This is a genomic window from Lacunimicrobium album (genome assembly GCF_052161635.1).
In the GTDB taxonomy this organism is placed as follows: domain Bacteria; phylum Planctomycetota; class Planctomycetia; order Planctomycetales; family Planctomycetaceae; genus SXPC01.
Genome location: NZ_CP197413.1, coordinates 1,951,833 through 1,973,461 on the forward strand (window position 1 = coordinate 1,951,833; position 21,629 = coordinate 1,973,461).

At 53.7% G+C, this 21,629-nt stretch carries 19 protein-coding genes; 8 read left to right on the plus strand and 11 right to left on the minus strand.

Annotation, left to right across the window (positions count from 1 at the left end; translation table 11 throughout):
* Positions 1-173: 173 nt before the first annotated feature.
* Positions 174-1,370: a helix-turn-helix domain-containing protein gene (locus SH248x_RS07755; RefSeq protein WP_459557959.1), complete on the plus strand. Its 1,197-nt coding sequence runs from the start codon at positions 174-176 to the stop codon at positions 1,368-1,370.
* A 313-nt stretch (positions 1,371-1,683) separates the two neighbouring features.
* Here SH248x_RS07755 and SH248x_RS07760 read toward each other — a convergent pair whose 3' ends face one another.
* The 3 genes from SH248x_RS07760 to SH248x_RS07770 all read right to left on the minus strand — a co-directional run bounded on the left by SH248x_RS07760 (position 1,684) and on the right by SH248x_RS07770 (position 6,477).
* Positions 1,684-4,197, minus strand: a complete 2,514-nt coding sequence (locus SH248x_RS07760; RefSeq protein ID WP_459557960.1) for a M14 family metallopeptidase — start codon at positions 4,195-4,197, stop codon at positions 1,684-1,686.
* Positions 4,198-4,325: 128 nt separating this feature from the next.
* Positions 4,326-5,174 (minus strand): BPL-N domain-containing protein, encoded by an 849-nt coding sequence (locus tag SH248x_RS07765; RefSeq protein ID WP_459557961.1) that lies wholly within the window; start codon positions 5,172-5,174, stop codon positions 4,326-4,328.
* 160 nt (positions 5,175-5,334) lie between these two features.
* Positions 5,335-6,477 (minus strand): XylR family transcriptional regulator, encoded by a 1,143-nt coding sequence (locus SH248x_RS07770; protein ID WP_459557962.1) that lies wholly within the window; start codon positions 6,475-6,477, stop codon positions 5,335-5,337.
* 461 nt (positions 6,478-6,938) lie between these two features.
* Here SH248x_RS07770 and SH248x_RS07775 point away from each other — a divergent pair, with 461 nt between their 5' ends.
* From SH248x_RS07775 to SH248x_RS07800, 6 genes are all read left to right on the plus strand, one after another.
* Positions 6,939-7,886, plus strand: a complete 948-nt coding sequence (locus SH248x_RS07775) for a DUF1559 family PulG-like putative transporter (protein WP_459557963.1) — start codon at positions 6,939-6,941, stop codon at positions 7,884-7,886.
* A gap of 100 nt (positions 7,887-7,986) precedes the next feature.
* On the plus strand, positions 7,987-8,436 hold the full coding sequence (locus SH248x_RS07780) for a hypothetical protein (protein WP_459557964.1): 450 nt from the start codon (positions 7,987-7,989) through the stop codon (positions 8,434-8,436).
* 245 nt (positions 8,437-8,681) lie between these two features.
* Positions 8,682-9,662 (plus strand): DUF1559 family PulG-like putative transporter, encoded by a 981-nt coding sequence (locus SH248x_RS07785; protein ID WP_459557965.1) that lies wholly within the window; start codon positions 8,682-8,684, stop codon positions 9,660-9,662.
* Between the two features lie 90 nt (positions 9,663-9,752).
* On the plus strand, positions 9,753-10,193 hold the full coding sequence (locus SH248x_RS07790) for a hypothetical protein (RefSeq protein ID WP_459557966.1): 441 nt from the start codon (positions 9,753-9,755) through the stop codon (positions 10,191-10,193).
* 182 nt (positions 10,194-10,375) lie between these two features.
* Positions 10,376-11,473 (plus strand): Gfo/Idh/MocA family protein, encoded by a 1,098-nt coding sequence (locus SH248x_RS07795; RefSeq protein WP_459558595.1) that lies wholly within the window; start codon positions 10,376-10,378, stop codon positions 11,471-11,473.
* Between the two features lie 166 nt (positions 11,474-11,639).
* The gene (locus SH248x_RS07800) at positions 11,640-12,515 is read left to right on the plus strand and encodes a CHAD domain-containing protein (RefSeq protein ID WP_459557967.1); all 876 of its coding nucleotides are present in this window, start codon (positions 11,640-11,642) and stop codon (positions 12,513-12,515) included.
* A 127-nt stretch (positions 12,516-12,642) separates the two neighbouring features.
* On the opposite strand, the gene bioB is transcribed toward SH248x_RS07800, so the two are convergent.
* The 5 genes from bioB to ccsA all read right to left on the minus strand — a co-directional run bounded on the left by bioB (position 12,643) and on the right by ccsA (position 17,983).
* The gene (gene bioB / locus SH248x_RS07805) at positions 12,643-13,671 is read right to left on the minus strand and encodes a biotin synthase BioB (protein ID WP_459557968.1); all 1,029 of its coding nucleotides are present in this window, start codon (positions 13,669-13,671) and stop codon (positions 12,643-12,645) included.
* 124 nt (positions 13,672-13,795) lie between these two features.
* The gene (locus SH248x_RS07810; protein WP_459557969.1) at positions 13,796-14,425 is read right to left on the minus strand and encodes a hypothetical protein; all 630 of its coding nucleotides are present in this window, start codon (positions 14,423-14,425) and stop codon (positions 13,796-13,798) included.
* Positions 14,426-14,723: 298 nt separating this feature from the next.
* Positions 14,724-15,596, minus strand: a complete 873-nt coding sequence (locus SH248x_RS07815) for a ThuA domain-containing protein (protein ID WP_459557970.1) — start codon at positions 15,594-15,596, stop codon at positions 14,724-14,726.
* A 135-nt stretch (positions 15,597-15,731) separates the two neighbouring features.
* Entirely contained in the window at positions 15,732-17,003 is a 1,272-nt protein-coding gene (hemA, locus tag SH248x_RS07820; protein ID WP_459557971.1) for a glutamyl-tRNA reductase, read from the minus strand.
* Positions 17,004-17,137: 134 nt separating this feature from the next.
* Positions 17,138-17,983 carry a cytochrome c biogenesis protein CcsA gene (ccsA, locus tag SH248x_RS07825; RefSeq protein WP_459557972.1) on the minus strand — a complete coding sequence of 282 codons (846 nt, stop codon included), beginning with the start codon at positions 17,981-17,983 and terminating at the stop codon, positions 17,138-17,140.
* Positions 17,984-18,306: 323 nt separating this feature from the next.
* On the opposite strand from ccsA, the gene SH248x_RS07830 reads away from it, so the two are divergent.
* Entirely contained in the window at positions 18,307-19,095 is a 789-nt protein-coding gene (locus tag SH248x_RS07830) for a phosphatidylinositol-specific phospholipase C/glycerophosphodiester phosphodiesterase family protein (protein ID WP_459557973.1), read from the plus strand.
* Positions 19,096-19,103: 8 nt separating this feature from the next.
* On the opposite strand, the gene SH248x_RS07835 is transcribed toward SH248x_RS07830, so the two are convergent.
* The 3 genes from SH248x_RS07835 to SH248x_RS07845 form a co-directional block, all read right to left on the minus strand.
* Positions 19,104-19,439: a hypothetical protein gene (locus tag SH248x_RS07835; RefSeq protein WP_459557974.1), complete on the minus strand. Its 336-nt coding sequence runs from the start codon at positions 19,437-19,439 to the stop codon at positions 19,104-19,106.
* Positions 19,440-19,579: 140 nt separating this feature from the next.
* Complete coding sequence (locus tag SH248x_RS07840; RefSeq protein WP_459557975.1) at positions 19,580-20,899, minus strand: rhomboid family intramembrane serine protease; 1,320 nt, start codon at positions 20,897-20,899, stop codon at positions 19,580-19,582.
* A gap of 212 nt (positions 20,900-21,111) precedes the next feature.
* Positions 21,112-21,591, minus strand: coding sequence for a hypothetical protein (locus tag SH248x_RS07845; RefSeq protein WP_459557976.1), 480 nt, complete (start codon positions 21,589-21,591; stop codon positions 21,112-21,114).
* Positions 21,592-21,629: the final 38 nt, after the last annotated feature.

Sequence of the window (21,629 nt, forward strand, 5' to 3'; positions counted from 1 at the left end):
CCCAATGATCAGATGCGCAAATCCGAAGACAAATTTTGCAGCTTTTTGATCACTGTGTGTCACGCAGGCGACGGTTATCAACACATCCCCGATGTCGACAAAGTGTGTTCTCCCGTCAATGTTTATGCCCGGGCCGCTCACCTTATGGCATGACAATTCCCAGACTTTGAATCATGATAAAACCGACGAATCCAACGAGACAGCTTCGTCGAGTCGCGCTGTTGGTGCTCAACGCCAGCGACTGGTCGCGCAAGGTCCACGAAGGGATCGCTGCCTTTGCACGCGACACCGGCGGCTGGGACTTCTGGCTGCAGCCTCGTGGGCTCAATCAAGAAATGACCATCCCGCCCACGTGGCAGGGAGATGGTGCGATCGGGCGTTTTGCCAGTGCTTTTCTGCGAGATTCGGTGCTGGAGCGGAATCTGCCTGCGGTCAATATTTCCTGGCATGGTGATCATACTCCGCAGATGCCGAAGGTGATGTCGGATCAGGCGGCCTGCGGCAGGCTCGCGGCGAGTTTCTTTGCTCAAAAAGGCTTCCAGAGTTTCGGGTATGTGGGGCCACAGACGTATCTGAATTATCAGGATCTGGTCTATCCACAAGTCGCTGCACTGGCGAATAAGCCGGGGAATCGTGTCTTTCGATTCGAGCCCGATGAGAGTCGCAAGTCGCCTGATATGGATGACCAGCGCGAGCATCTGGTCAATTGGATTCGCTCGCTGCCTAAGCCGATTGGGATTGTGACCTGGTCATCGATCGTGGCTCGTGAAGTTGTTGTGGCTGCGGTGAATCAGCACTTTGATGTCCCGAATGATGTTGCCGTCCTGGCGATCGAACATGATCCGGTACTCTCGGCGCTTTCGCCGGTGCCAATCTCGCATGTGATGCAGCGTCCACAAGCAGTTGGTTATGAAGCGGCGGCGTTGCTGTCGCGATTAATGGACGGCGAAGCTCCGCCTGTATCGCCGATTCTGATTGAGCCGGAAGGGGTTGCAGAAGCCCTCTCGACGGACACGGCGTTCGCGGGCGATGAGATCGTGCAGAAGGCCGTCAGCTATATCAAGGAGAACATCTCCTCGCCGATCGGCGTTGAGGATCTTTTGAAGTCGCTGCATATCTCGCGACGTTCGCTGGAAGAGAGATTTCGCAAGGTCCTGCATCGCTCGCCTGCGGAAGAGATTCGACAGATTCGGTTGAACGAACTTAAGCATTTGCTTCGGAACACGACGCTTCCGCTTTCAGAAGTGACGCATCGCTGCGGGTTTGCGTATCAGGAAGTCATGATTCGCTTCTTTAAGAAAGCGACTGGGGAGACGCCGGGGGAGTACCGACGCGCGACGGCTTCGCAGGTTTATATGCCGACGCCTTAGGTGTTTTGTTGGAGATGAAAGTGGACTCGCAATGGCGGGGGGCAGCTGTTGACTCTGACTCTAGCCTGCTCGTTTTAGAGATTTCGTATGCGTGCTCTTGCCTAGCGCCCACCCTCATCCGTCAGCGAAGCGCTGACACCTTCTCCCCTCAAGGGAGAAGGGACGAAATATGGCTCCCCTCAAGCGAGAAGGGGCGAAATACGGCTCCCCTCAAGGGAGAAGGGGCAGAATGAGTGACTGACTACGTTTAGGGATTCGTATTCGAAGACGCGACTCAAACGGACGTTCGCGGTCTTAAGAACCCGCAGCGACCTTACTTCGTCGCTGGCTGATTTAGCAGCATGGCTCGGAAGAGCAGGTGAAAGGTGCCCTGGGTCCAGCCTCGGTAGTGGGGGCGGAAGCCGAAGAGGTGGATCTGGCCATCGCCGTATTTGGCTTCGACCCAGGCGGCGGAGCCTTCGATGGTCTCGGGATGTTGAATGTATCCCGATACGAGGACGTTGCGCGGGGCATAATTCAGGTGTGTTGTGATCGTGCCGACTCGTTTGTTTGTGGAGTTCTTGGTGTCGTGCGTCCAGGCTTTTGAGGACGAGAAGAAGATGGAGGTGCTGGCGGGCATGTCTTTCGTCAATGTGGATGATGTTGGTTCTGCTCGCACGACGCTGCCGGGGCAGAGGAATTCTTTATCGCCTGCAGTGATCTCGGAGAAGGGGAGGTCGAAGGTGGTTCGCAGCCATTCTGCAGAGCCCTGGGTTCCGATCAGCGTGCCACCCTGAAGAACGAATTCTTCGAGTGCTTCGATGCCGATATTCTCCAGCCCGCCTGCGAGGTTGCCGGGCAGCGTGCCGGGATCGCGACCGTGATTGAGAGTCGCATCGGAGAGATCGGGAATGATGATGACGTCGACGATATCACGCAGGCGGCCGGCTTTGATCGTCTCATTCTTCAGGGTTTGAAACGGAATACTCGTCGAATCGAGGAGCCAGCGCAGCCAGCCTTCGTCCATGCTGGCGCTCCAGGGGGAATAGAGACCGACACGTGGCATGGCGGTGAGCTTGGTGCTCTGGCCGTTATAGCGAGGCTGATCACTGGCTGCTGTTGTGAGCAAAAGCCCGACTGCCGGTTGATCGAGTGGAACGAGATACTGCTGACCGGCCTTCAGGGATGTAAAGAGTTGCTTCCATGATCCGGAATCACTCATGTTGAGGCTGCCCGCAGGGGCACGCGCCAGGCGAGGATCGCCGACGAACGACGTCATGGCTTTACTGGTTGTCGTGACGGGGCTCAAATCACATTCGAGTTTTGAAGCGACTTCGATACAGCGAACATCGAACAGCGGTGGCAGCGTCCAACCGGTGACGTCATAGGGTTTCACGTCACTGGGGAAGGATTGGACTTCGAGAAGGTCTTTGGCGTAATTGCCGTAAGCCTGGGCGCGTCGAATGATCAGGCTGCCGGCGGGATATTGACGACCATCAGCCGTGATGACACTATCCGCGCGATCGATCTCGATCCCCGAGGCAAGCAGGATATCGACGAGACGTTCGACGCTTCCCTTGTTCGTTTCATTCGAAGGGATGATCCAGGCGACAGGGCTTGTCCCGGGAGGGAGTGCCACTGCGCGTTTGGCGACATCCAGCGAGTTAGTAAGCCAGTAGCTGCGTTCGCGCGCCAGGCTGGAGAGGAGGGAGGTGCCGAAAGCGGTTTCGTAGCGGATGATATCCGAGAGTCGCCACCAGCCACCTTCCCAGGGATCGATGAACTGAACGGAGCGCTGGTAGTCTTTTCGCTTGAGAGGATCCTTCAGGCTCTTCAGTGGCACGAAGATGGGGGATGCGATATTGACCGATGCCGCTTCCGTGAGGATGCCCATGATATTGTGACGACACGGGACCGAGCGATTCCCTCCGTTCCACCAGGCGTCGTAGCCGATGCCTTGCGCGACGCCGCGGAGTTGCGAGCGAGTCAGGTCTGCTGTCCCACGAGTTCCCAGCAGATTGATCCCTGCAACGATGGCGGGATCAATGTTTGGATTGAGTGGATCGCGGTACGGAGGGAGGAAGAGGCGTTCCTGAGTACCGCTGCCGTATTCGTGGACATCCCAGAGAACTTGTGGGTACCAGCGTTGGTAGAGCTGTTGTGTGAGTAAGCGCGTTTCGGCCTGGGTTAAGGAGAACCAGTCGCGGTTGTTGTCGTGACCGGTGTAGTATTGATAGAGACGTGTTAAATCGGCTCCTTCATAAGGAGTGCCGACGTGCTGACGATACCAGCGGACGACATGATCAATGCCATCAGGATTGAGAGACGGAACAATGACGACGACGACTTCCTGACGAATCGTCGGCCATGGTTCTTCGTTGCTGGTCGCGAGTTGATAGGCGAACTGCATCCCCATTTCGGTCGAGGCGGTTTCCGTCGAGTGCATACTCAATGTGATGAAGGCAATGATCTTGCCTTTGGAAACTGCGTTGCTGATTTCTGCGGTGGTGTATTGATTGGGATGGGAGATCTGGTGGGCATAGGCTCGCAGGGCATCGAGTTGCGCCATGTTCTCTTCCGAGGAGATGATCGACAGCAGAAAGTCCCTGCCTTCGGTCGTCTGGCCAATCTTCTCCACCAGGACCCGATCGCTGGCAGTGTCCAGCTTGGCGTAGTATTCGGAGACTTCGGTCCAGTCAGCTAGCCGGAAATCGGTCCCGACAGCGCGTCCCAGGTGATCGGCAGGCGAAGGAACCGTTGAACTCGTGGCAACCGTCTGAGCGTTTGATGAAGACGTGAACGTGGTCAGGCAGAGCAGCAGGCAGGCAATCAGGGCGGGCAAATTCAAGAGTCATCTCCTGAGGTAGTGGACAATAGCAGGAAGTGGTGGCGCGGTCGGTACACGAAGTCACCGGCGGGGATCAAGAATGCGTTCCTCGCCGGTGATTGATCATACTCTATAGATGCCGGTTTCGCTTACTGTTTGCCAGCTTCTTCGTCTTCGACCGACTTGTTGGTCATGGTCTTGAGGACATCCGGATTGCCGACGAGCCATTCGAGCCCACCGCAGATGAGGTGTTCGGTCTTATCGCTTTTTTCCGGGTGCGGGCTGTAGCACATGACTTTGCCTTCGCCATAGGTCGTCCGAGCGATAGCGGCTGTGCCGACCATGACGCCCGTTGGAGCGCCTTTCTTGGCGATTTCAGTGGCATAGGTAGCGAGTGCTTCGTACTGAGGGAGGTTTGGTTCGTCGTCTGGAACCAGGAGCGGGCCTTGGCCGTAATAAACGGTGACTTCTTCGGCACCTTCTTTGAGTTGCTTCTGGCCTTCTGTGGTCAGCTTGAGCTGGACATCGCCTGTCCCGCGAGCCCAGTGAGCACGGTCGAAGACTTTGGCATTGATCAGGTTCAACGACCAGCTGTAGTCGGACGATGCCAGGTAAGATCCCGCGCAGATCCCCATGTATCCGCCGCCTTCTTTGACGAAGGTCCGGATATTCTCACGACCTGTTTCGCCGAGCATTTCAGCCTGCTTGCTGCCTGAGCCGCCTGGAACAATCAGGACGTCGAAGGCTTTCAGGCGACCTTCCTGGATTTCTTCGGGCGTGATGATCTCGCAGCGGTATCCCTTCTCAGATGTCAGGAAACGCTGGAGATTGAGCGGGCCAGCGTTTTTCGTCGGGTCGGAATGACAATAGACAGCCACCCAGATCGGACCAGCCGAGGCAGCCGTCTGGATCGTCAGGAGGATGAGGATCGCCAGGAGGCGAGGAACGATCTTGGGGCGACCGTAGAAAGCAGAAAACGAGCGGAGGACGAGAGTCATGAGGAAGTCCAGTTCCGGAGCATCAAGTTCAGGAGGTCAGCGAGCGCGAATGCCAGTCACTCGAAGGCGCGGCATTTTTCATGTCACGCATCTTCCCCGGTCCCGTCTAGACTCTCAATGACCCTTTCCGCATTTCGACTGATTGGTTTTGCAGGTCTGATCAGGTTTGGCGTCGTCGAAACTCGCCAGGAGAGCAGCCGTTGGCGCGTTTGAAGGCGGTTGCCATGTAATCGGGGTTGGGAAAACCGGTCTTTTCGGCGATGCGTTGTAGTGATAGTTCTGTGGTCGTCAGAAGTTGCTTGATGCGGTTCATCCGGACTCGCTCGATCTCCTGGTGAGGGCTGCGTCCGAGAATTTTAGCGAACCGAAACTCGAGTGACCGGCGTGACACGTCGACGCGATCTGCGACATCATTGACCTGGATCCCTTCGCAGGCCTGACGACGGATATAATGCAACGCCTCGAAGACGATGGGGTCATCGACTGCCAGGACATCGGTCGAGTGTCGTTCCGCGATGCCGACCGGGGGCATGAGCATCCCCGCATTCGAGACCGCTTTCCCGTCCATCATCTCCTGCAGCAGGCTTGCGGCCCGATAGCCCGCCCCACGGGAATCGGGGATGACGCTGCTTAACGGGGGGGTGCAAAGGTCGCAGAGCTGCTGATCGTTATCAACGCCGATGACGGCAACTTGTTCAGGAACTGCAAACTGGAGATCGCGACAGGCATCGAGGATCTGCTGACCTTTGATGTCGTATGCTGCGAAGATACCGACTGGTTTGGGAAGCTGTCGCAGCCAATTTTCCAGGGCAGATCGCTCATCGTTCCATGAATAGCCACTTTGAAGACGAGATTTCTGGTCGAGTGAGAAGTATTTCCCGCGAACCGAGGCGACGCATTCTGCAAATCGTCGCTCGCGTTCCTGGGACCAGCCAAAGAATGGTTCGCCGCAGTAGGCAAAGTTTGTGAGCTGTTTGTCTCTGAGATGCTCAAAAACCATCGACGCGATCTGCGAATCGTCTGTCTCGACCCAGGGAAGGTTCGTCAAATGGCGAGCGGCGCTGACATCGACAACAGGGATCGGGAGATTCTCGAGATGCTCTGCAATCTGCTTGGTTTCGATGCGGGCGATGACGCCGTGGCCTTGCCAGGTCTTCAGCCATTCGGGAGGAGCAGCCCCGCGTTCCTGCTCGGGAACGTACATCGACCAAAGTTCGTGTTCACGCTGCCAGGCGATGATTCCATCGATGAGACCGCGAGCATAGGCATTGGATGACTCAATGAGCAGTGCGACTGATTTCATAAGTGAATTCTGACGAGAGCAGACGACAGAAAATGACTTTGATGCGAAACCAATTTTCAGAGCAGATGCTGTGAAAAACGAAAGAAGATCTATCAAAGAGCAAGTAGAGAATTGATCATATCTAAAAACAGCGATGGCACAACTGTGTTTTTCTGGTCACATTTGCTCGGGAAGAAGCATCTGAGTTACACAGGGATTTCGAGCTGACGTCAGAACGAAAGTTGCTTACAAGAGAATCAAACCAAGTAAAAAGTAACTGGTCAGACGTCTTATGAGTTCGGGAAAGCCATTTAGTCAGCTAACGTAAAATATGAAAGTAAGTTTGCGCAAGATCTCATTGATGCGTTCCTCGTGAATTACGATAATGGCAATGCCGTACTTCACATCTATCCGCAATTCAGGCAGCTGTTCTTTCGGTCGTCATTACGACCCTCCATTCTTTTCCTATCGGGAGCATGTCGATGTCCAGATCTTCCAATCGTGGCTTTACGCTGATCGAGCTATTAGTTGTCATCGCAATTATTGCGACACTAGTGGCTATTCTTCTTCCAGCTGTGCAACAGGCCCGAGAAGCGGCCAGACGCAGCAGCTGCAAGAACAACTTGAAACAACTGGGGCTGGCAATTCACAATTACCACGACACGTATGACTATCTGCCACAGGCGATTAGTCAATGTCGTGACTGGGGTGGCGGACTTTGGGATCACCGCGGCTGTCCAGGCTATGCCTTCCGACTCCTGCCGTTCCTGGAGCAAGGCGCTCTGTATGACACGATCACCTGGGGACTCTTGTTCGAGGGGAGTGCCACTGTCAATAACGTGATTCGGGATGCTCAGATTCCGGTCTTTCATTGTCCATCCGATTCGATTCTCGTTACCGAACAAGGCAATGCGACCTGGTCTGGTCTGATGAGAAACTATCCTGTCAATATGGGGAACACGGACTACGACCAATCGAACCTGACCCAGAACGGCGTGAACATCACCTTTCAGAAAGGAATGTTCGAGTTCTTCAACAAGTGGACTAAGCTCCGAGACGTCAACGATGGCTTGAGCAATACCTACATGGTGGGTGAAATCATCACCCCAGATTCCGTCAATACCTGGACGGGGATGGGACGAGTCCACCAGAACATGGGCTCTGGTTTCACGGCTTACTACACACCAAACTCCAAAAATCAGGACATCGTGGCCAACGGCTACAATAAGATCGGCGGAGAGAACCCAGCTCAAGCCGGGATCGCCGGTAACTGGTGGGATGCCATCATCACGCTCCGCAGTTTCCACAAGGGTGGTGCTCAAGTCACCCTCGGCGACGGGTCAGTCCGCTTTATCAGTGACAACATCGATCTTGGGACTCACCATGCTCTGGCTGGTCGTCAGGACGGGAAAGTCGTCGGCGAGTTCTAAAAGCTTGTTTGCATGAGTCTTGAAGGGCGGCCGATGTCGATTGGCCGCCCTCATTTTTTACCTTTCGATCAGTTGCTGTCGCAAAAAGAGGAGTCGGGACGTGAAGAACATCGTCTGTGTAATGAGTTTGTTCCTGATCAGTCTGAGTGGTTGTGGTGCATCCGATGGTAAGGTTCAGGTGACAGGGAGCGTCACGTGGAATGGTGCACCTCTGGAACGAGGAACAATTTCGTTCGTTGAAGCGGAGAAGTCTTCCGACGCCGCTGATGTGGTCAACGGATCGTTCACCGCACGGGTCAAGACTGGCAAGAAAAATGTCGGTGTGGTTGCTTATAAGGATGTGAAGGTTCCTGGGGGACGTAGTGCTGACGAGGTGATCAGCTATCAGTACATACCACAGGAGTACAATCAGAACTCTGTTCTGACTGCCGATATTAACGGGTCCGGCGAATCATTGACCTTCGAGCTGAAGGGGACAGAAAATCCCGCACCGAAAGCTGTCGAGGCGGACAATAGACGCCCCCCAGCAGAAACCAGCGGGCGCCGATAAAAATGGTGGCGACGGGGATGCCAGGCCATTGGATGTTTGAGAACCACTGACAAGATACATCAAGGTATCATGTCGTGAGTGATGTTAAATATGAAAGCCGGATTGCGCAAGATCTCATTGATATTCGCGATCCGCTGGGTGAAAATAGGGTTGTCTGGCGTTTTGATTTGCGTAATTCGGAAGTTGTCTCCGACGGTAATTTTTGGCCAGACCCGATCCTTTTCACATGCTCTCAGGAGTTTCTCATGTCACGAGCTTCACGACGGTCCGGTTTTACTTTGATTGAACTCCTGGTGGTGATTGCCATCATTGCGACTCTCGTCGCGATTCTTCTTCCTGCTGTTCAACAGGCCCGCGAAGCCGCGCGACGCAGCACTTGCAAGAATAACCTGAAGCAAATCGGCCTGGCGATGCACAACTATCACGATGTCTACAACACTCTGCCGTTCGGGGCACTGGCGACTTACTATCGTCCGAGCTGGGGACGAATGATCCAGCCACACGAAGGTGGGATCGATGGGTTTTCCTGGATGCCGCGGATCTTCCCGTTCGTTGAGCAATCGGCCCTGTACGATCAGACAAATCTCGGCGTTTTCTTCATCGATCAAAACATTCCCCAGTTGAAGAGTACGCAGATTCCGTCCTTCCTGTGTCCGACGGACGACACGGCCGTCGTCTACCCAGGTCAGCCCTGGGGCCAGCCGATGTATAATTACGTCGTCTGTTATGGACAAACCGATCAACTTCCCCGGACGCTGACAGATCCTACGAATCCGTCTGTAACCGTCCCTGTTGGAGAAGGCTTGTTCCGGATCGACCGATGTGTTCGATTCGCAGACTGTACTGACGGACTTTCCAATACACTTTTGTTGAGTGAAATCATTACTCCACAGGAATTCCCTGGACACTGCACCCAGGGTTTGGCTCTGACGACCGGTGGATCGGGCTTCACGACTTTCACTGGTCCTAACAGCCCAGTGCCGGACTTGATGCCTCGTTGTTACACACGCCTGACTGGTGCAGTCGGTTCACAGCTCTGCCAGCAAACTGGTTGGGATCAGGCCTTCTGGGATCAACGTAATGCTGCTCGCAGTCTTCACAAAGGCGGCGTACAAACAGCCATGGGAGATGGATCGGTTCGATTCGTCTCAGAAAATATCGATGTTTCGCGAGTCTGGCGTTCACTCGGCGGACGCAGCGACGGACAAGTTGTTGGTGAGTTCTAGGTCGCCCGTGGTGACTGATGAGTGTTCCCTTCAGACAAAGTTCTGAAGGGTTTCCCCAAGACTTTTACTTCGTTGCACTGGGTTGAGATCATGAACTTCTACGCGAAACTGTCTGCCTGTCTTTTCCTCTCGATGACAAGTCTGACTTTCGTTGGCTGCGGAGCCAATGATGGAAAAATGACCGCCTCTGGCAGCGTCACCTGGAATGGATCCCCTTTGAGTGAGGGATACATCACATTCTATCCGACAGCAGGAGGCAACCCTTCAGCGACAACCATTTCCAATGGCAGTTTCTCGACTCGCGTCACACCGGGCGAGAATCGAATTCAGGTCATTTCACAAAAGCACATCGGTGATCAGCCCAAAACACACGAAGGTGTTCCGCCGACTCCGATCATCGTTCAAATTATCCCTTCCAAATACAATGACAAAAGCGAACTCGTCCATACGTTCGACAAGAACAATACGAGTGTCGAGCTTGCTTTGTCAGGTGAAGAAAATAAACCCAATCCGAAAGCACTATCTCGTTAAAAGTATCGACTTTGGTTAAAACTTGACGAAACATAGAGACAGCGGGCCGGGTTTCATTCGGAAACGTCAATTCAGCACAATCGATCATTCTCAGGGAGTGATTCACAGTGACCACGATCAATCAATCCTTCAAACCTCGAACAGGCGGACCCGCCTCACCATCTCGGCCGTTCAACGTCGCGATGATCGGGCTGGGTTTCGGCTCCGAGTTCATTCCGATTTATCAGGAGCACCCGCTCGGAAACGTCTCGGCGATCTGTCGACGTAACGAATCGGAGCTCCATAAAGTCGGCGATGAGTTCGGCATCGAGAAGCGCTATACGACTTACGAGCAGGTCCTCGAAGATCCTTCGATCGATTTCGTCCACATCAACAGCCCGATTCCTGATCACGCCTGGATGTCAGTCAAGGCTCTGGAAGCCGGGAAGCACGTCATGTGCACCGTCCCGATGGCAACGACTCTGGATGACTGTCGGAAGGTTGTTGAGAAAGTCGCTGACACTGGCCTGAAGTACATGATGGCGGAGACTGTTGTTTACAGTCGCGAATTCCTGTTCATCAAAGACATGTACGAGCGTGGCGAACTGGGCGATATCCAGCACTTGGCTGCGTCCCACCCGCAAGACATGGACGGCTGGCCGGACTACTGGCAGAAGATGATCCCGATGCACTACGCGACGCACGTCGTCAGTCCCTGCCTGGGACTGGTCAACGGGCTGGCTGAGTATGTCAGTTGCTTCGGTTCGGGACGCGTTCGCGAAGACATTGCCAAGAAGTCTGGTAACCCGTTCGCGGTCCAGTCATGCCACATCAAGATCAAAGACACCGAACTGACCGCGCATATCTGGCGATTCCTGTACGATGTCGCTCGCCAGTATCGCGAAAGCTTCGATGTCTATGGCACGAAGAAGAGCTTCGAGTGGACGCTTATCGAGAACGAGCCTCACGTCATTCACACGGCCAAGAAACCTGAGCACGAGATCGCCCAGAAAATAGAAGTGCCGGACTTTGCTCACCTGCTTCCCGAGCCAATTCGCAAGTTCACTCTGCCACAGGAAATTCACGACACCGAGCACCTTTCGTTCATTCAGGGTGGCGGTCACGGCGGTTCACACCCGCACCTCGTTAATGAGTTCCTGACGGCTCTGGCTGAAGATCGCGATCCATGGCCGAACGCGGTCACCAGTGCCAACTGGACCTGCGTCGGCATCTGTGCTCACGAATCAGCGATGCAGGGTGGAAAGATCATTCACCTCCCTGATTTCACACTCGGACGCTAACGGCGTCTGCGAAAACGACAAAGCCTCTGTCTTGTTCGGTCAGAACATGACAGGGGCTTTTTTCATGCGCAGTCTCTGTTCAACTTTTTGATGGCAATTGATTGCTGCACGCCAGAAAATAGAGTGAACCTATCCGCATGACACCATGACTGCCCGAGACTTGTTCATGAGTTTTCATCTCAAACGCCACGAATCACCGCTCGAAGCGATCAAACGCACGGTCCGCGATCAAGCTGAAATTGCCGTGTCGGAATTAGGAGACGAGTCGGAAGCGCTGAGTGAACGTATTCACGACTTCCGCAAACGCTGCAAGAAAATTCGCGCGATCCTGCGATTAGGCAAACCCTGGCTGACGAACTACAAAACCGAAAACGCCTGGTATCGAGATGCTGCGAAAACATTTTCATCGAGTCGTGACTCCGATGCGCTGAAAGAAGCGGTTCGCAAGCTGCGTCATGTCTGCAGAAAGTCTGAGTTTGGCAACGTCATTGATTGGCTCGAAGCTCAGTTGCCCAATGCCAGTCATTTCGATGCGATGACGCCGCATATCGCTGAGCAAATTCAGCAGTTGCGCGGCGCCATGCAGCGTATCAGCACATGGAACTGTAAAGACTCAAAGGAAGCAGATCTGATCGAGGGGCTGAAGGCGACCTATTCGCAAGCGGTGACCGCCTTCCAGCAGGTGCAGAATGAGGGAACCGACGAGCAGTGGCACGAATTCCGTAAACAAGCCAAGTATCACTGGTATCACACTCGCTTCCTCCAACGACTCTGGCCTGCGGTCATGGAATGTGTCAGCAACGAACTCGATCAACTCACCGAACTCCTCGGTGATGACCATGACCTGGCAGTTCTCAAGACACATCTGCCAGGCGATGACAGCGAGCAGACACAAGCGGCTTCCCATCTGATCGCCAACCGACGCAAGCAGCTACAAGAGGACGCGTTCGAGCTGTCAAACCGCCTATTCGCTGAGCAACCCAAAGCGCTCGCCAAACGGTTTCATCGTTACTCGGCTACTTGGGCCACAGTCGAATCGTAGGGTCTGCTGTGCGGACCGTAAGCCGCGACCTTGCCGATTGCTACGATAAGTATTTATTCAACATCCAACAGGGCATTATCTGCATCGCATGTTGGTCATTGGCCCACAGAGCGGCCCCTACGGGGATTTAGCAAGCTGATTCGCAGGTCTTCACGGGCATCGACTGATCGATGACGAAACCCATGTCCTGGATCATGCGATGGTCTTCTTCAGGCAGTTGTCCTTTGGTTGTCAGGTAGTCGCTGACGAACAGAGAATTGGCTGCATAGAGCCCAAACGCCTGCATGGAACGCATATTGATTTCGCGTCCCCCAGCGATGCGGATTTCAATTCGAGGATGAGCCATCCGCAACAGGCACAGAACCTTGAGGCAGTAGCGTGGGTTCAATTCTTTGACGGCTTCCAAAGGAGTTCCATCAATCGAATTCAGGAAGTTGACCGGGATCGACTCAACGTTGAGTTGCTTGAGTTCCATGATGACTTCAACGATGTCATCAATCGTCTCCCCCATGCCGACGATCAAGCCGCTGCAGAGTTCCATGCCGGCATTCGAAGCGATTTTCAGCGTATCGATGCGATCTTCGTAGGTGTGTGTCGAGCAGATGGTCTCGTAGTATTTTCTGCTGGTGTTCAAATTGTGATTGATGCGGTCGACACCAGCCGCTTTGAGGCGGTCGGCTTGTTCAGGCTTGAGCAGTCCCAGGCAGCAGCAGATGTGCAGACCGGTTTCCGCTTTAATTTTCTCGACGACTTTTGAGACGTGCTCAACTTCACGATTCGTCGGCCCGCGACCTGAGGCCACGATACAGTAGGTTCGCGCCTGGTTTTCCTTGGCCTGACGGGCACCTGCCATCAGTTTTTCTTCGTTCAGCCAGGCATACTTGTCGATTTTCGCATCCGAAACGATCGACTGAGAACAGTAGCCACAATCTTCCGGACAGAGCCCGCTCTTGGCGTTCTTCAGCTGATACAGCTGAATGTTGTTCTGATGGTAGCGGTAGCGAATCTTGTACGTTGCAGCGAGGAGATCAAGGATCTCGACATCATCGCATTCGAGGATCCCCTTGGCTTCCTCGCGAGTCAGCGAATGACCATCGAGGACCGAGTCAGCGAGTTGATGCCAGTGAGATGTGGAATTCGTGTTGGCTGCAATCATGAGGGCGTTTTCGAGCAATCAAAAGATACGAAGGAGACTTCATCTGATTGCTCGTAGCATTGTTAATATTCGCCTCAATGTCAAACGAGACGTCAGTTTCCGGCATGATTGACAGCGGCTGCCCTCAACTTTCCGAGGGCTTCTCAGTCATCAGGTGCAGAGACGGGATGGAGTCAGTGCGAGACCAGACGTCCATTTTTCCATCGCTGAGGTCTTTGAATGTCAATGTTTCCGGACTGACCGAAACAAACTCATATGGCAGCGTATTGCCCCATGTTTTCAGGACGTAATTGAACGCATTCTCGGGTGTTCCATCAGCCATCTTGAAGTGAATACGGTTGCCGTCACGTGTCCAATTGCAGTTAATATCAAGACGCTTGGTCCCGAGTACCATCTGCGCCAGCATGTCTGGAAAACTGACCAGACGAGCTGTGTGATCAGGGTTGATCTGAAGGTATCTCGGGCCATAGTAATTCATGACCCAGGTGCCCCAGATCTGTTCCGGCTCATCATTTTCCTCCACGACCTGCAGAGATTGCGCCTGCGAATGGACTTGCATCCTCCGGAGATGAGATGGCTTTGATGCAAATGACTTGGGCGGGATCGCGGCGTTTCCCAGTTGATTCATTTTTTCTGTGCAATAAAACCCCATGGGGATCATCGCTACGCCCAGAACAGCTGCCAGGAGCATTGGCCAGCGTCTTGGCTTGGCGGGCGGGCTCGTCGCCGATTCCGATTCACCGAATAACATCATCTCTTCCATAATGCAGCACCCGTTTTCCAAACAGTGGACAGGCATGAAGTTTATCTGATCTGTCGCATCCCGCGATAGTTCAAATTCTCAGCAAGTCGTACGTCGTCAAGTTTCACATAGATGACAGGAATCTTTAAATTCGCTGCCAGTTCGTCGTTATTGATCTGAAAACATCATGAATTTGTCTTCCGAACGAAGAAGATGTCGCGCGATCGATGAAAAAACGAAAAATGCACGTGGAAGTCCGAAGGCGGCTGCCACGTGCATTTTGAATTTGTTCTTTAAGACGACGGTTTTACTAACCGGCTGCCTTTTTCGCAGCTTCTTCCTGCTGCTCGGAGACCTCAGGATTCGGCGTTGTCTCGAGATCGAACTTCCCATTGATCCACTCAATGGCTGAGTTGATCGAGGTCAGATACGCCGGGTTGGCCCAGGTCGTATCGTTGTGGCCCAGGTTGTTGTAATAGATGCGGCCATCGCCCCAGCTGCGAATCCATGAAACCGGAACGTGCCGTGGATTCTTTTTCTTGGTCTTCGCCATGTCCAGGCTCATCAAGACGCGGACCGACTCTGGTTGCCAGTTGTGATACATGTAGATTTCGTCACGAATCTTGAACTCTTCTCCAAAGGGCTTCATCAAGATATTGGTCGGTTCATGAATCGCGAGCACGACATCATCACCAGCCGTCCAAGGATGGCTGACAAACGAGCCGCCGATCATTTCCCAGTACCAGCGGCCTTTTTCGTTCTCTTCCTTATTCCCGGCGCTGTGGAAGGTGTCTGATGCGGAGTGGACGCCGATAAACCCGTGACCTTTTTGCTTGAGCCAGTCATTGATGAAATAATCCCGGGCTTCGTCGGAAATCGGCAGGAAGCCGGTCGTGTAAAACATGATGATGTTGTAGTTCTTCAGTTTCTCGACCGTGAAGTCTTCTGCGACATTCTGAGTGAAGTCGATCTTGTAGCCTTTTTCCTTGGCTAATTGACGCATGGCGATTTCAGACGATGCGAGTTCGCCGTTGGCTCGTTTGACCGGGTTGTGGACGAAGGTCTTTGACTGCGTCACAAAGAGAATACGTGGTTCATCGGCCCGGGTGATACCAGAGGCGCTGGAAAGCGATACTGCGAGCGTACACAAGGCCAGGGTCAGGAGTGACCGTCGAGTCAACATGTGGAGCGTCTCCCATTCATTGATCGGTGAAGGTTGATGTTTCTCCCCCAGAATATAGTCCTTAACGGAGCAGGGGAAGCGGTGACTGGTCGGAATTCTTCGACATTTCTTGTGAAGGCGGTTTCGGTCTCGTTCTTAATCCGTCAGATGGAAAAGCCGTTTGAGTGTATCGACGAAAGACTCATGCGATTCTTCCAGCGATTGTTTGCGAATCGCCTCGATCGGTGTGTGAAGCAGTTTATTAATGATTCGATCGACTGTGATCTCGACTTGTTTGAGGTCTTCGGCCGGCAGATGAGACAGTTTTGACGTCAGACGATCGTACTCCGACTTGCCGATCTGCTCCCAACGCGTTCGCAAGTTGGCGATGACAGGAGCCGCGTTACGTTGCCGGAGTTGCGCGAGGCACTTCGCCGCCGCGTCTTCGATCATCTTGCGGGCCTTGGCAACCTCTTTGACTCGTAGTTCGCGATTCTTCTGGCAGACCTCTTCCAGGTCATCAATGTTGTACAAGAACAGGTTGTCATCGAGTCGACCGACATCGTCCGCGAAATCGCGAGGGGCTCCCAGATCGAGAATGAACTGTGTTTTCGTCCGATTGGCTTTGCGAGCCACTGAGACCCGCTCAGCAGTCAGCCAGGCGGATGATGCGCCGGTCGCGGCGATGATGATGTCAGCAGACGCCAGATACTTGTCGAGGTCTTCGAAAGGGGCTGTCGTTCCGCCGAACGTCTCGGCCAGCTTGATTGCTTTTTCCTGCGTTCGATTGATGACAACCGTATTGCGAACTCCAGCCTCGCGAAGATAGTTCAACGCCTCCTCTGCCATTTCACCGGCACCGATGACGAGAACCTGTTTGTCGGTGTAGTCGGCAAAGATACTTCGTCCGAACTCACCGACTGCAACAGACGCGATCGACGTCTTTCCTTCGGATAGACGTGTCTTCTTACGCACGGTGCTGGCGACATTGAGTGCTGATTGAAACAGGTGATGCAGCCCCGTTCCGACAGCCATATAGTTCTGTGCCTTCAGGTAAGAGGCTTTGACCTGATGGACGATCTGGTCTTCTCCGAGCACCATGCTGTCGAGCGAACTGGCGACTTCGAACAGGTGCAGCAGGCAATGATCGTCGCATTGCTGACGGAAGGCGGTCTGGTAGTCTTCGGGGGAAACGTCGTGGATGAGTGAGATTGTTTTGACGAAGTCGTCGACACTGGGGCAGGTAATCTCCGGCTGATCGGTTGCGAGGTAAAACTCGATTCGGTTGCATGTCGAGACGATGACGCATTCATGATTCGGGAAGTGGCTGCGGATGATTTCGTAACCCCGCGCGAAGTCATCGTCGCTGGCGAACGCGATCTTCTCGCGCAACGAGACACTGGTGGTCTCGTGGTTACAATAGGTCACGCTGACTTTCACGAATCAAATCTCAGTGCGTTGGTCAAAAATACGGTCGTCAAAAATTGTGATGGTCAAAGATGTTCGTCGTACGGACGGCTTGGGAAGAAAAGAAAACAGGCGGGTCGGTTATGGAGGGAGGTTCAAGAACCGCCGTGCCAGTTGTTGGAACTGACGTTGGCTCCTGAGAGAATCTGTAGTCCGACAACCGAGAGAAGCAGAAAGCCGCAAACCCAGATGGTCATCCAGGCCATGTGCTTTCCTGTCCCGGAAGGCGTGGTGAGGAGGCGAATAAACAAGCCGAGCATGATTGCGAAGGAAATGAGGTAACCAGCGATCAGCGGGTCGAACAGCGAGAAGTGGGGTAGTTTCTCCGGATGTCGCAAACCGAGCAGAATTCCTGACCCAACGCCAACAGTCAGGAGCGGAACGGCGATGATGACGGCGCCACGATTCCATCGGGACAGCTGCTCTAAGCTTGGCAGGTGAAAGCGTTTCAGAAAGGCGTTCCCGGAACGCAAGCGATAATGCTGCAGCAGATACATGACAGCCAGAACGATCGCAGACAAGACACCTGCAAACGCAAACACCAGGGACGCCGTATGCACCATCGTCAGCACGCGAAAGTCTCGGACCACCGGCTGCGGTGAACTTTGAAATAGCAGTGAGACAGTGACCAACAGGAGGATCAGCGGCAAAAACAAGATTCCGTACGGTGTCTTCCGATAGACCAGCGAAATGCTGACATACCCCACCACCATCACCCAGGCGAGAACCAGAAACCAGTCATAGCTGGATGCGACCAGTGGCGGCAAGCTGGCTTGAGACGAACGGGAGACCAGATAAATTGTATGCGCGAGCAGACCTGCCGCCGTCATCAGTAATGACAGAGGGTACATCCAGGTCGCATTTCGCAGTAGACGCATCGTCTCCAGCAGCAGCGAGACTGCGTAACTGGAAATAATGCAGACCATGCTGACGTGCCACATAACGGACCGGCCTCACAAGGGATGAAGAAAGCAACGCATCCATTATAGTAGCGATTCACGCTGTCCGGGAATATGCCAACGACGTGCAGGGTCAGCGTTTTTGCGGTGGCGAAGTATCTTGTGGAATGGCCGTTTTAATGAAATGATCATCCCCGCGGAGATTCTCGCGTCGCACAGAGTTCGTATGGATACGCGAAGTTTCTCTCAAACGGTGTGAGACGGGGCGACGATTTGTAGACCTTAGTGTTGGAGCGCGGGACAGCGGTTCGGAGGGAGCCTTGCCCTTAGCGTTCGAGAAAGAGTGAAGAGTGATGATGTTTCGAATGCTACTTCTGGTTGTGGTTATTTTGGTTGCAGATGTCATCGGTCTCGTTGGGCAGGAGCCTGCAGACGGGCGTGGGGTGATTAAGCATGCGCATAATGATTATCTGCATGGGAGACCGTTGCTGGATGCGCTCGAGTTGGGATTTGGGAGTGTGGAGGCGGATGTGATTTTGCATCAAGGGGAGTTGCTGGTGGGGCATACGTCCATTGAGGCGATTTCTTCGAAGAAGACGCTCGAGGAGCTGTATCTGAAGCCGTTGCGGGAGCGGGTGAAAAAGAATGGTGGGAAGGTGCTGAAAGAGCAGGAGCAGTTCTTTCTGCTGGTGGATCTGAAGACGGAGGCTGAGAGTACGTATCAGGCGGTGCATGAGCAGTTGGAGGCGTATGCGGATATTCTGTCGGTGCGTCGGGATGGGGTGTGGACGCCGGGGGCGGTGACGGTTGTGATCAGCGGGAGCATTCCCGGGGAGACGATGCAGAAGCAGGCGGTTTGTTATGCGGGGATCGATGGGAGGCCGGGAGCGATTCAGAGTGACTTGCCGGCGCACGTGATGCCGTGGATCAGTACGAGCTGGTCGTCGATGTTTACGTGGAAGGGGAAAGGGGAGATGCCTGCCGAGGAGAAGGAGAAGCTGAGGACGTATGTGGATGCAGCTCATGCGCGAAATCGGCTGGTGCGGTTTTGGGGGACACCGGAGAGTGAGGTGGTGTGGCGGGAACTCAAGGAGCAGGGGGTGGATTTGATTGGTGGGGATGATCTGAAGGCGATTGATGAGGTTTGTCGTTAGGAGGCCATTTAAGGATCAACGATTGCCAAGACGAGAAGCATGAGCATCAACACGCCGAAGACGGCAAACGGAAAGAGCAGACAACCGAAACGGGTTACGAATGGCAGAGGATCTCGATCGAGATGTTTCTCGATCTTCTGCCGTTTGATCGCTGCACCGTTGCCACAGACGTCACATGTTGCGTGGTACTTACGCGAAGTCACCCAGGTGAAGAAATAGTAGAGGTGAAAGTAGGTGTATAGCAGAAGTAGCGAGAAGGGGCGTGTTCGTTCACAGACAGGACATTCCCGCTTGCCGAGTGGTTTTACAGTGACGACTTTCTGCCCGCTACCAAAAATGAACATTCTTTATTCTCACCAGACGGTTTCGGATTTGATCGAAGCAGTGCTTCAATAAGGAAAACAAGCAAATTGCCAGGAATGAGAATCTATCGGTGAAATAGGTTCAGGCAAAGCGATACTGGCGAGATTTCCATTGTTGATTATCAGGCAGTGCCGCCCCAGGCTCGGCCTTCGAGTTCGATGACGCCTTCGTCGAGGAGCTGGTTGGCGCGTTTTTCGATTTTGGCGCGGTATTTTTCGAGGTCGGGGGAGAGTTCTTTGGGGCCGATCGGTTCAAGGACTCGGAGCGCAGCCATGGGGCGTTGTTGTTTTTCGACGAGGATGGCTGCTAAGCGGACGCGGACGTCGCTGGCGATGTCGGGGAAGCGGTGGACGTACTGGTTGTAGATGTCGCCGGCGTCCTCCCAGATGGCTGCTTTGTAGACGGCGTCGCCGAGCGCGAGGAGGTCGGGGGCACTGATGGAGAATTCGCCAATGTTGCGTCGCAGATTGTGATACTCGTTGAGGGCGGCGCTGACTTTCCCGGCCTGGAGGTACTCGCGCATGGCAGCAAGACCTTTGCTGCGTCGGCTGACGCGGGATTCGTCGTTTGAACTCGCAGCGTAGGGGTTGGAGTCTTTGACGGGTGGGTCGGCGGCTTTCAGTTCGTCGGTGGTGAGCCGGACTTTCTTTTTGCGTTTTGACTTCAGCTTTTTGACGTTGGGTTTGACGGTGTAATCGGTTCCGTAGTGGTACATCGAGAGGGGGTGTGGCTTTTCACTGCCGTAGGTGCCATTCATGACGGCGAAGATATCCCAGTTCTCGCAGTCGACGACCTTGAGCTTGAGTAGCATGACTCCGAAGACCCCGCCGACGGCACCTCCCATCAGGTGAAGCAGTTCGGACGAGACGAATCCGACTTGAAACCAGAGCAACGCGAGGGCGAGATTCATCGCGATAAAAAAGGCCGAGAAGCTCAGGATGCTGACTTCGAAGATCTTGATGAAGGGCTTGATGACGACGAGCAGGAAAAAGAAGATGGTCAGCTCGTTTTTTGGAGCCCAGACGAGAGCCATCGACATCAGTCCAAAAATGACGGACGAGGCACCGACGGAACCTTCTCCGCCCATTCTCAGCATCATCAATTGCTCGATGAAGCATTCAATAACACCGATCGCCAGATAGATCGGGACGAATCGGCCCCAACCGAGTTTGCCTTCGACGATGATCCCGAACGACCACAGGAAAATCATGTTGAAGATCAGGTGCATCCAGCCGTTGTGCAGGAAGTTGGACGTGATCCACTGCATGGGGTGAAGGCCGTCGCCGTAGCTGAGGCCGTAATCGGTGAGGACGGCTTCTGCGTTGCCGGTCTGTGTCATCCAGATCATGACGAGCGTGTTGACGATGATCAGTCCGACTGTGCCGAAGGGCCAGTGGTAGATGGGGGCGTCGGTGTTGATGGGGAAGAGGAAGAACAGCATCAGAGAAAGTTTATTTTGAGCATGCCTTGAGAGATTGGACACGAGATTATTGCACCCGGTGCGGGCTGTGGACCTTACGTCCAGTATCATGACGATATATGAGTTCTACTTCAATAAGGAACAGTGAGAGACGTCGCCGAGATCACCGTTTGGACACATCTCATCTTCAATTCGACGATATTCCTTTTACGTCTGGCGCGAGGCACATTTCTTCAAAGCATATTAACGATCGGATATGCGACTACCACGCCGATCGCGATTCCTAAGATCACGATGAGTGGCAAGAGTATAAAGACACCCCCAAGAAGCCAGAGGGTGACCTGTTTGTCGAGATGTAAGAAGGATGTCAGCAAAGGATATGCGACGATCAGTGAGGGAATAATGGGGACCGTGTAGATCAGAAATTCAAAAAGCGAAGCTTCGGAATCGAAGTCACGAGACATTTCTGCGGTCGCATTCTGAAGAACAAAAACCAGAATCCCCCACAACATAACCAGCATGCTAGATAATCCGATCGCGTTTTTCCATTTGAGTATCGCAGCGCGGGACTTGAGCTGCCAACGACGTTCTAAGTAGCGATACACGAAGAGCCCAAGCTGTATTGCGGAAGCGGTTGCGATAGAGAAGCCGAACCAGAAGCCGAAAAGTGCGACCATCATGCCGAGGACGAAATTCTCGGTATCTCCGATCATGAGTCGCTTCTCCATCAGGCAATTATGTGAGTGGACGG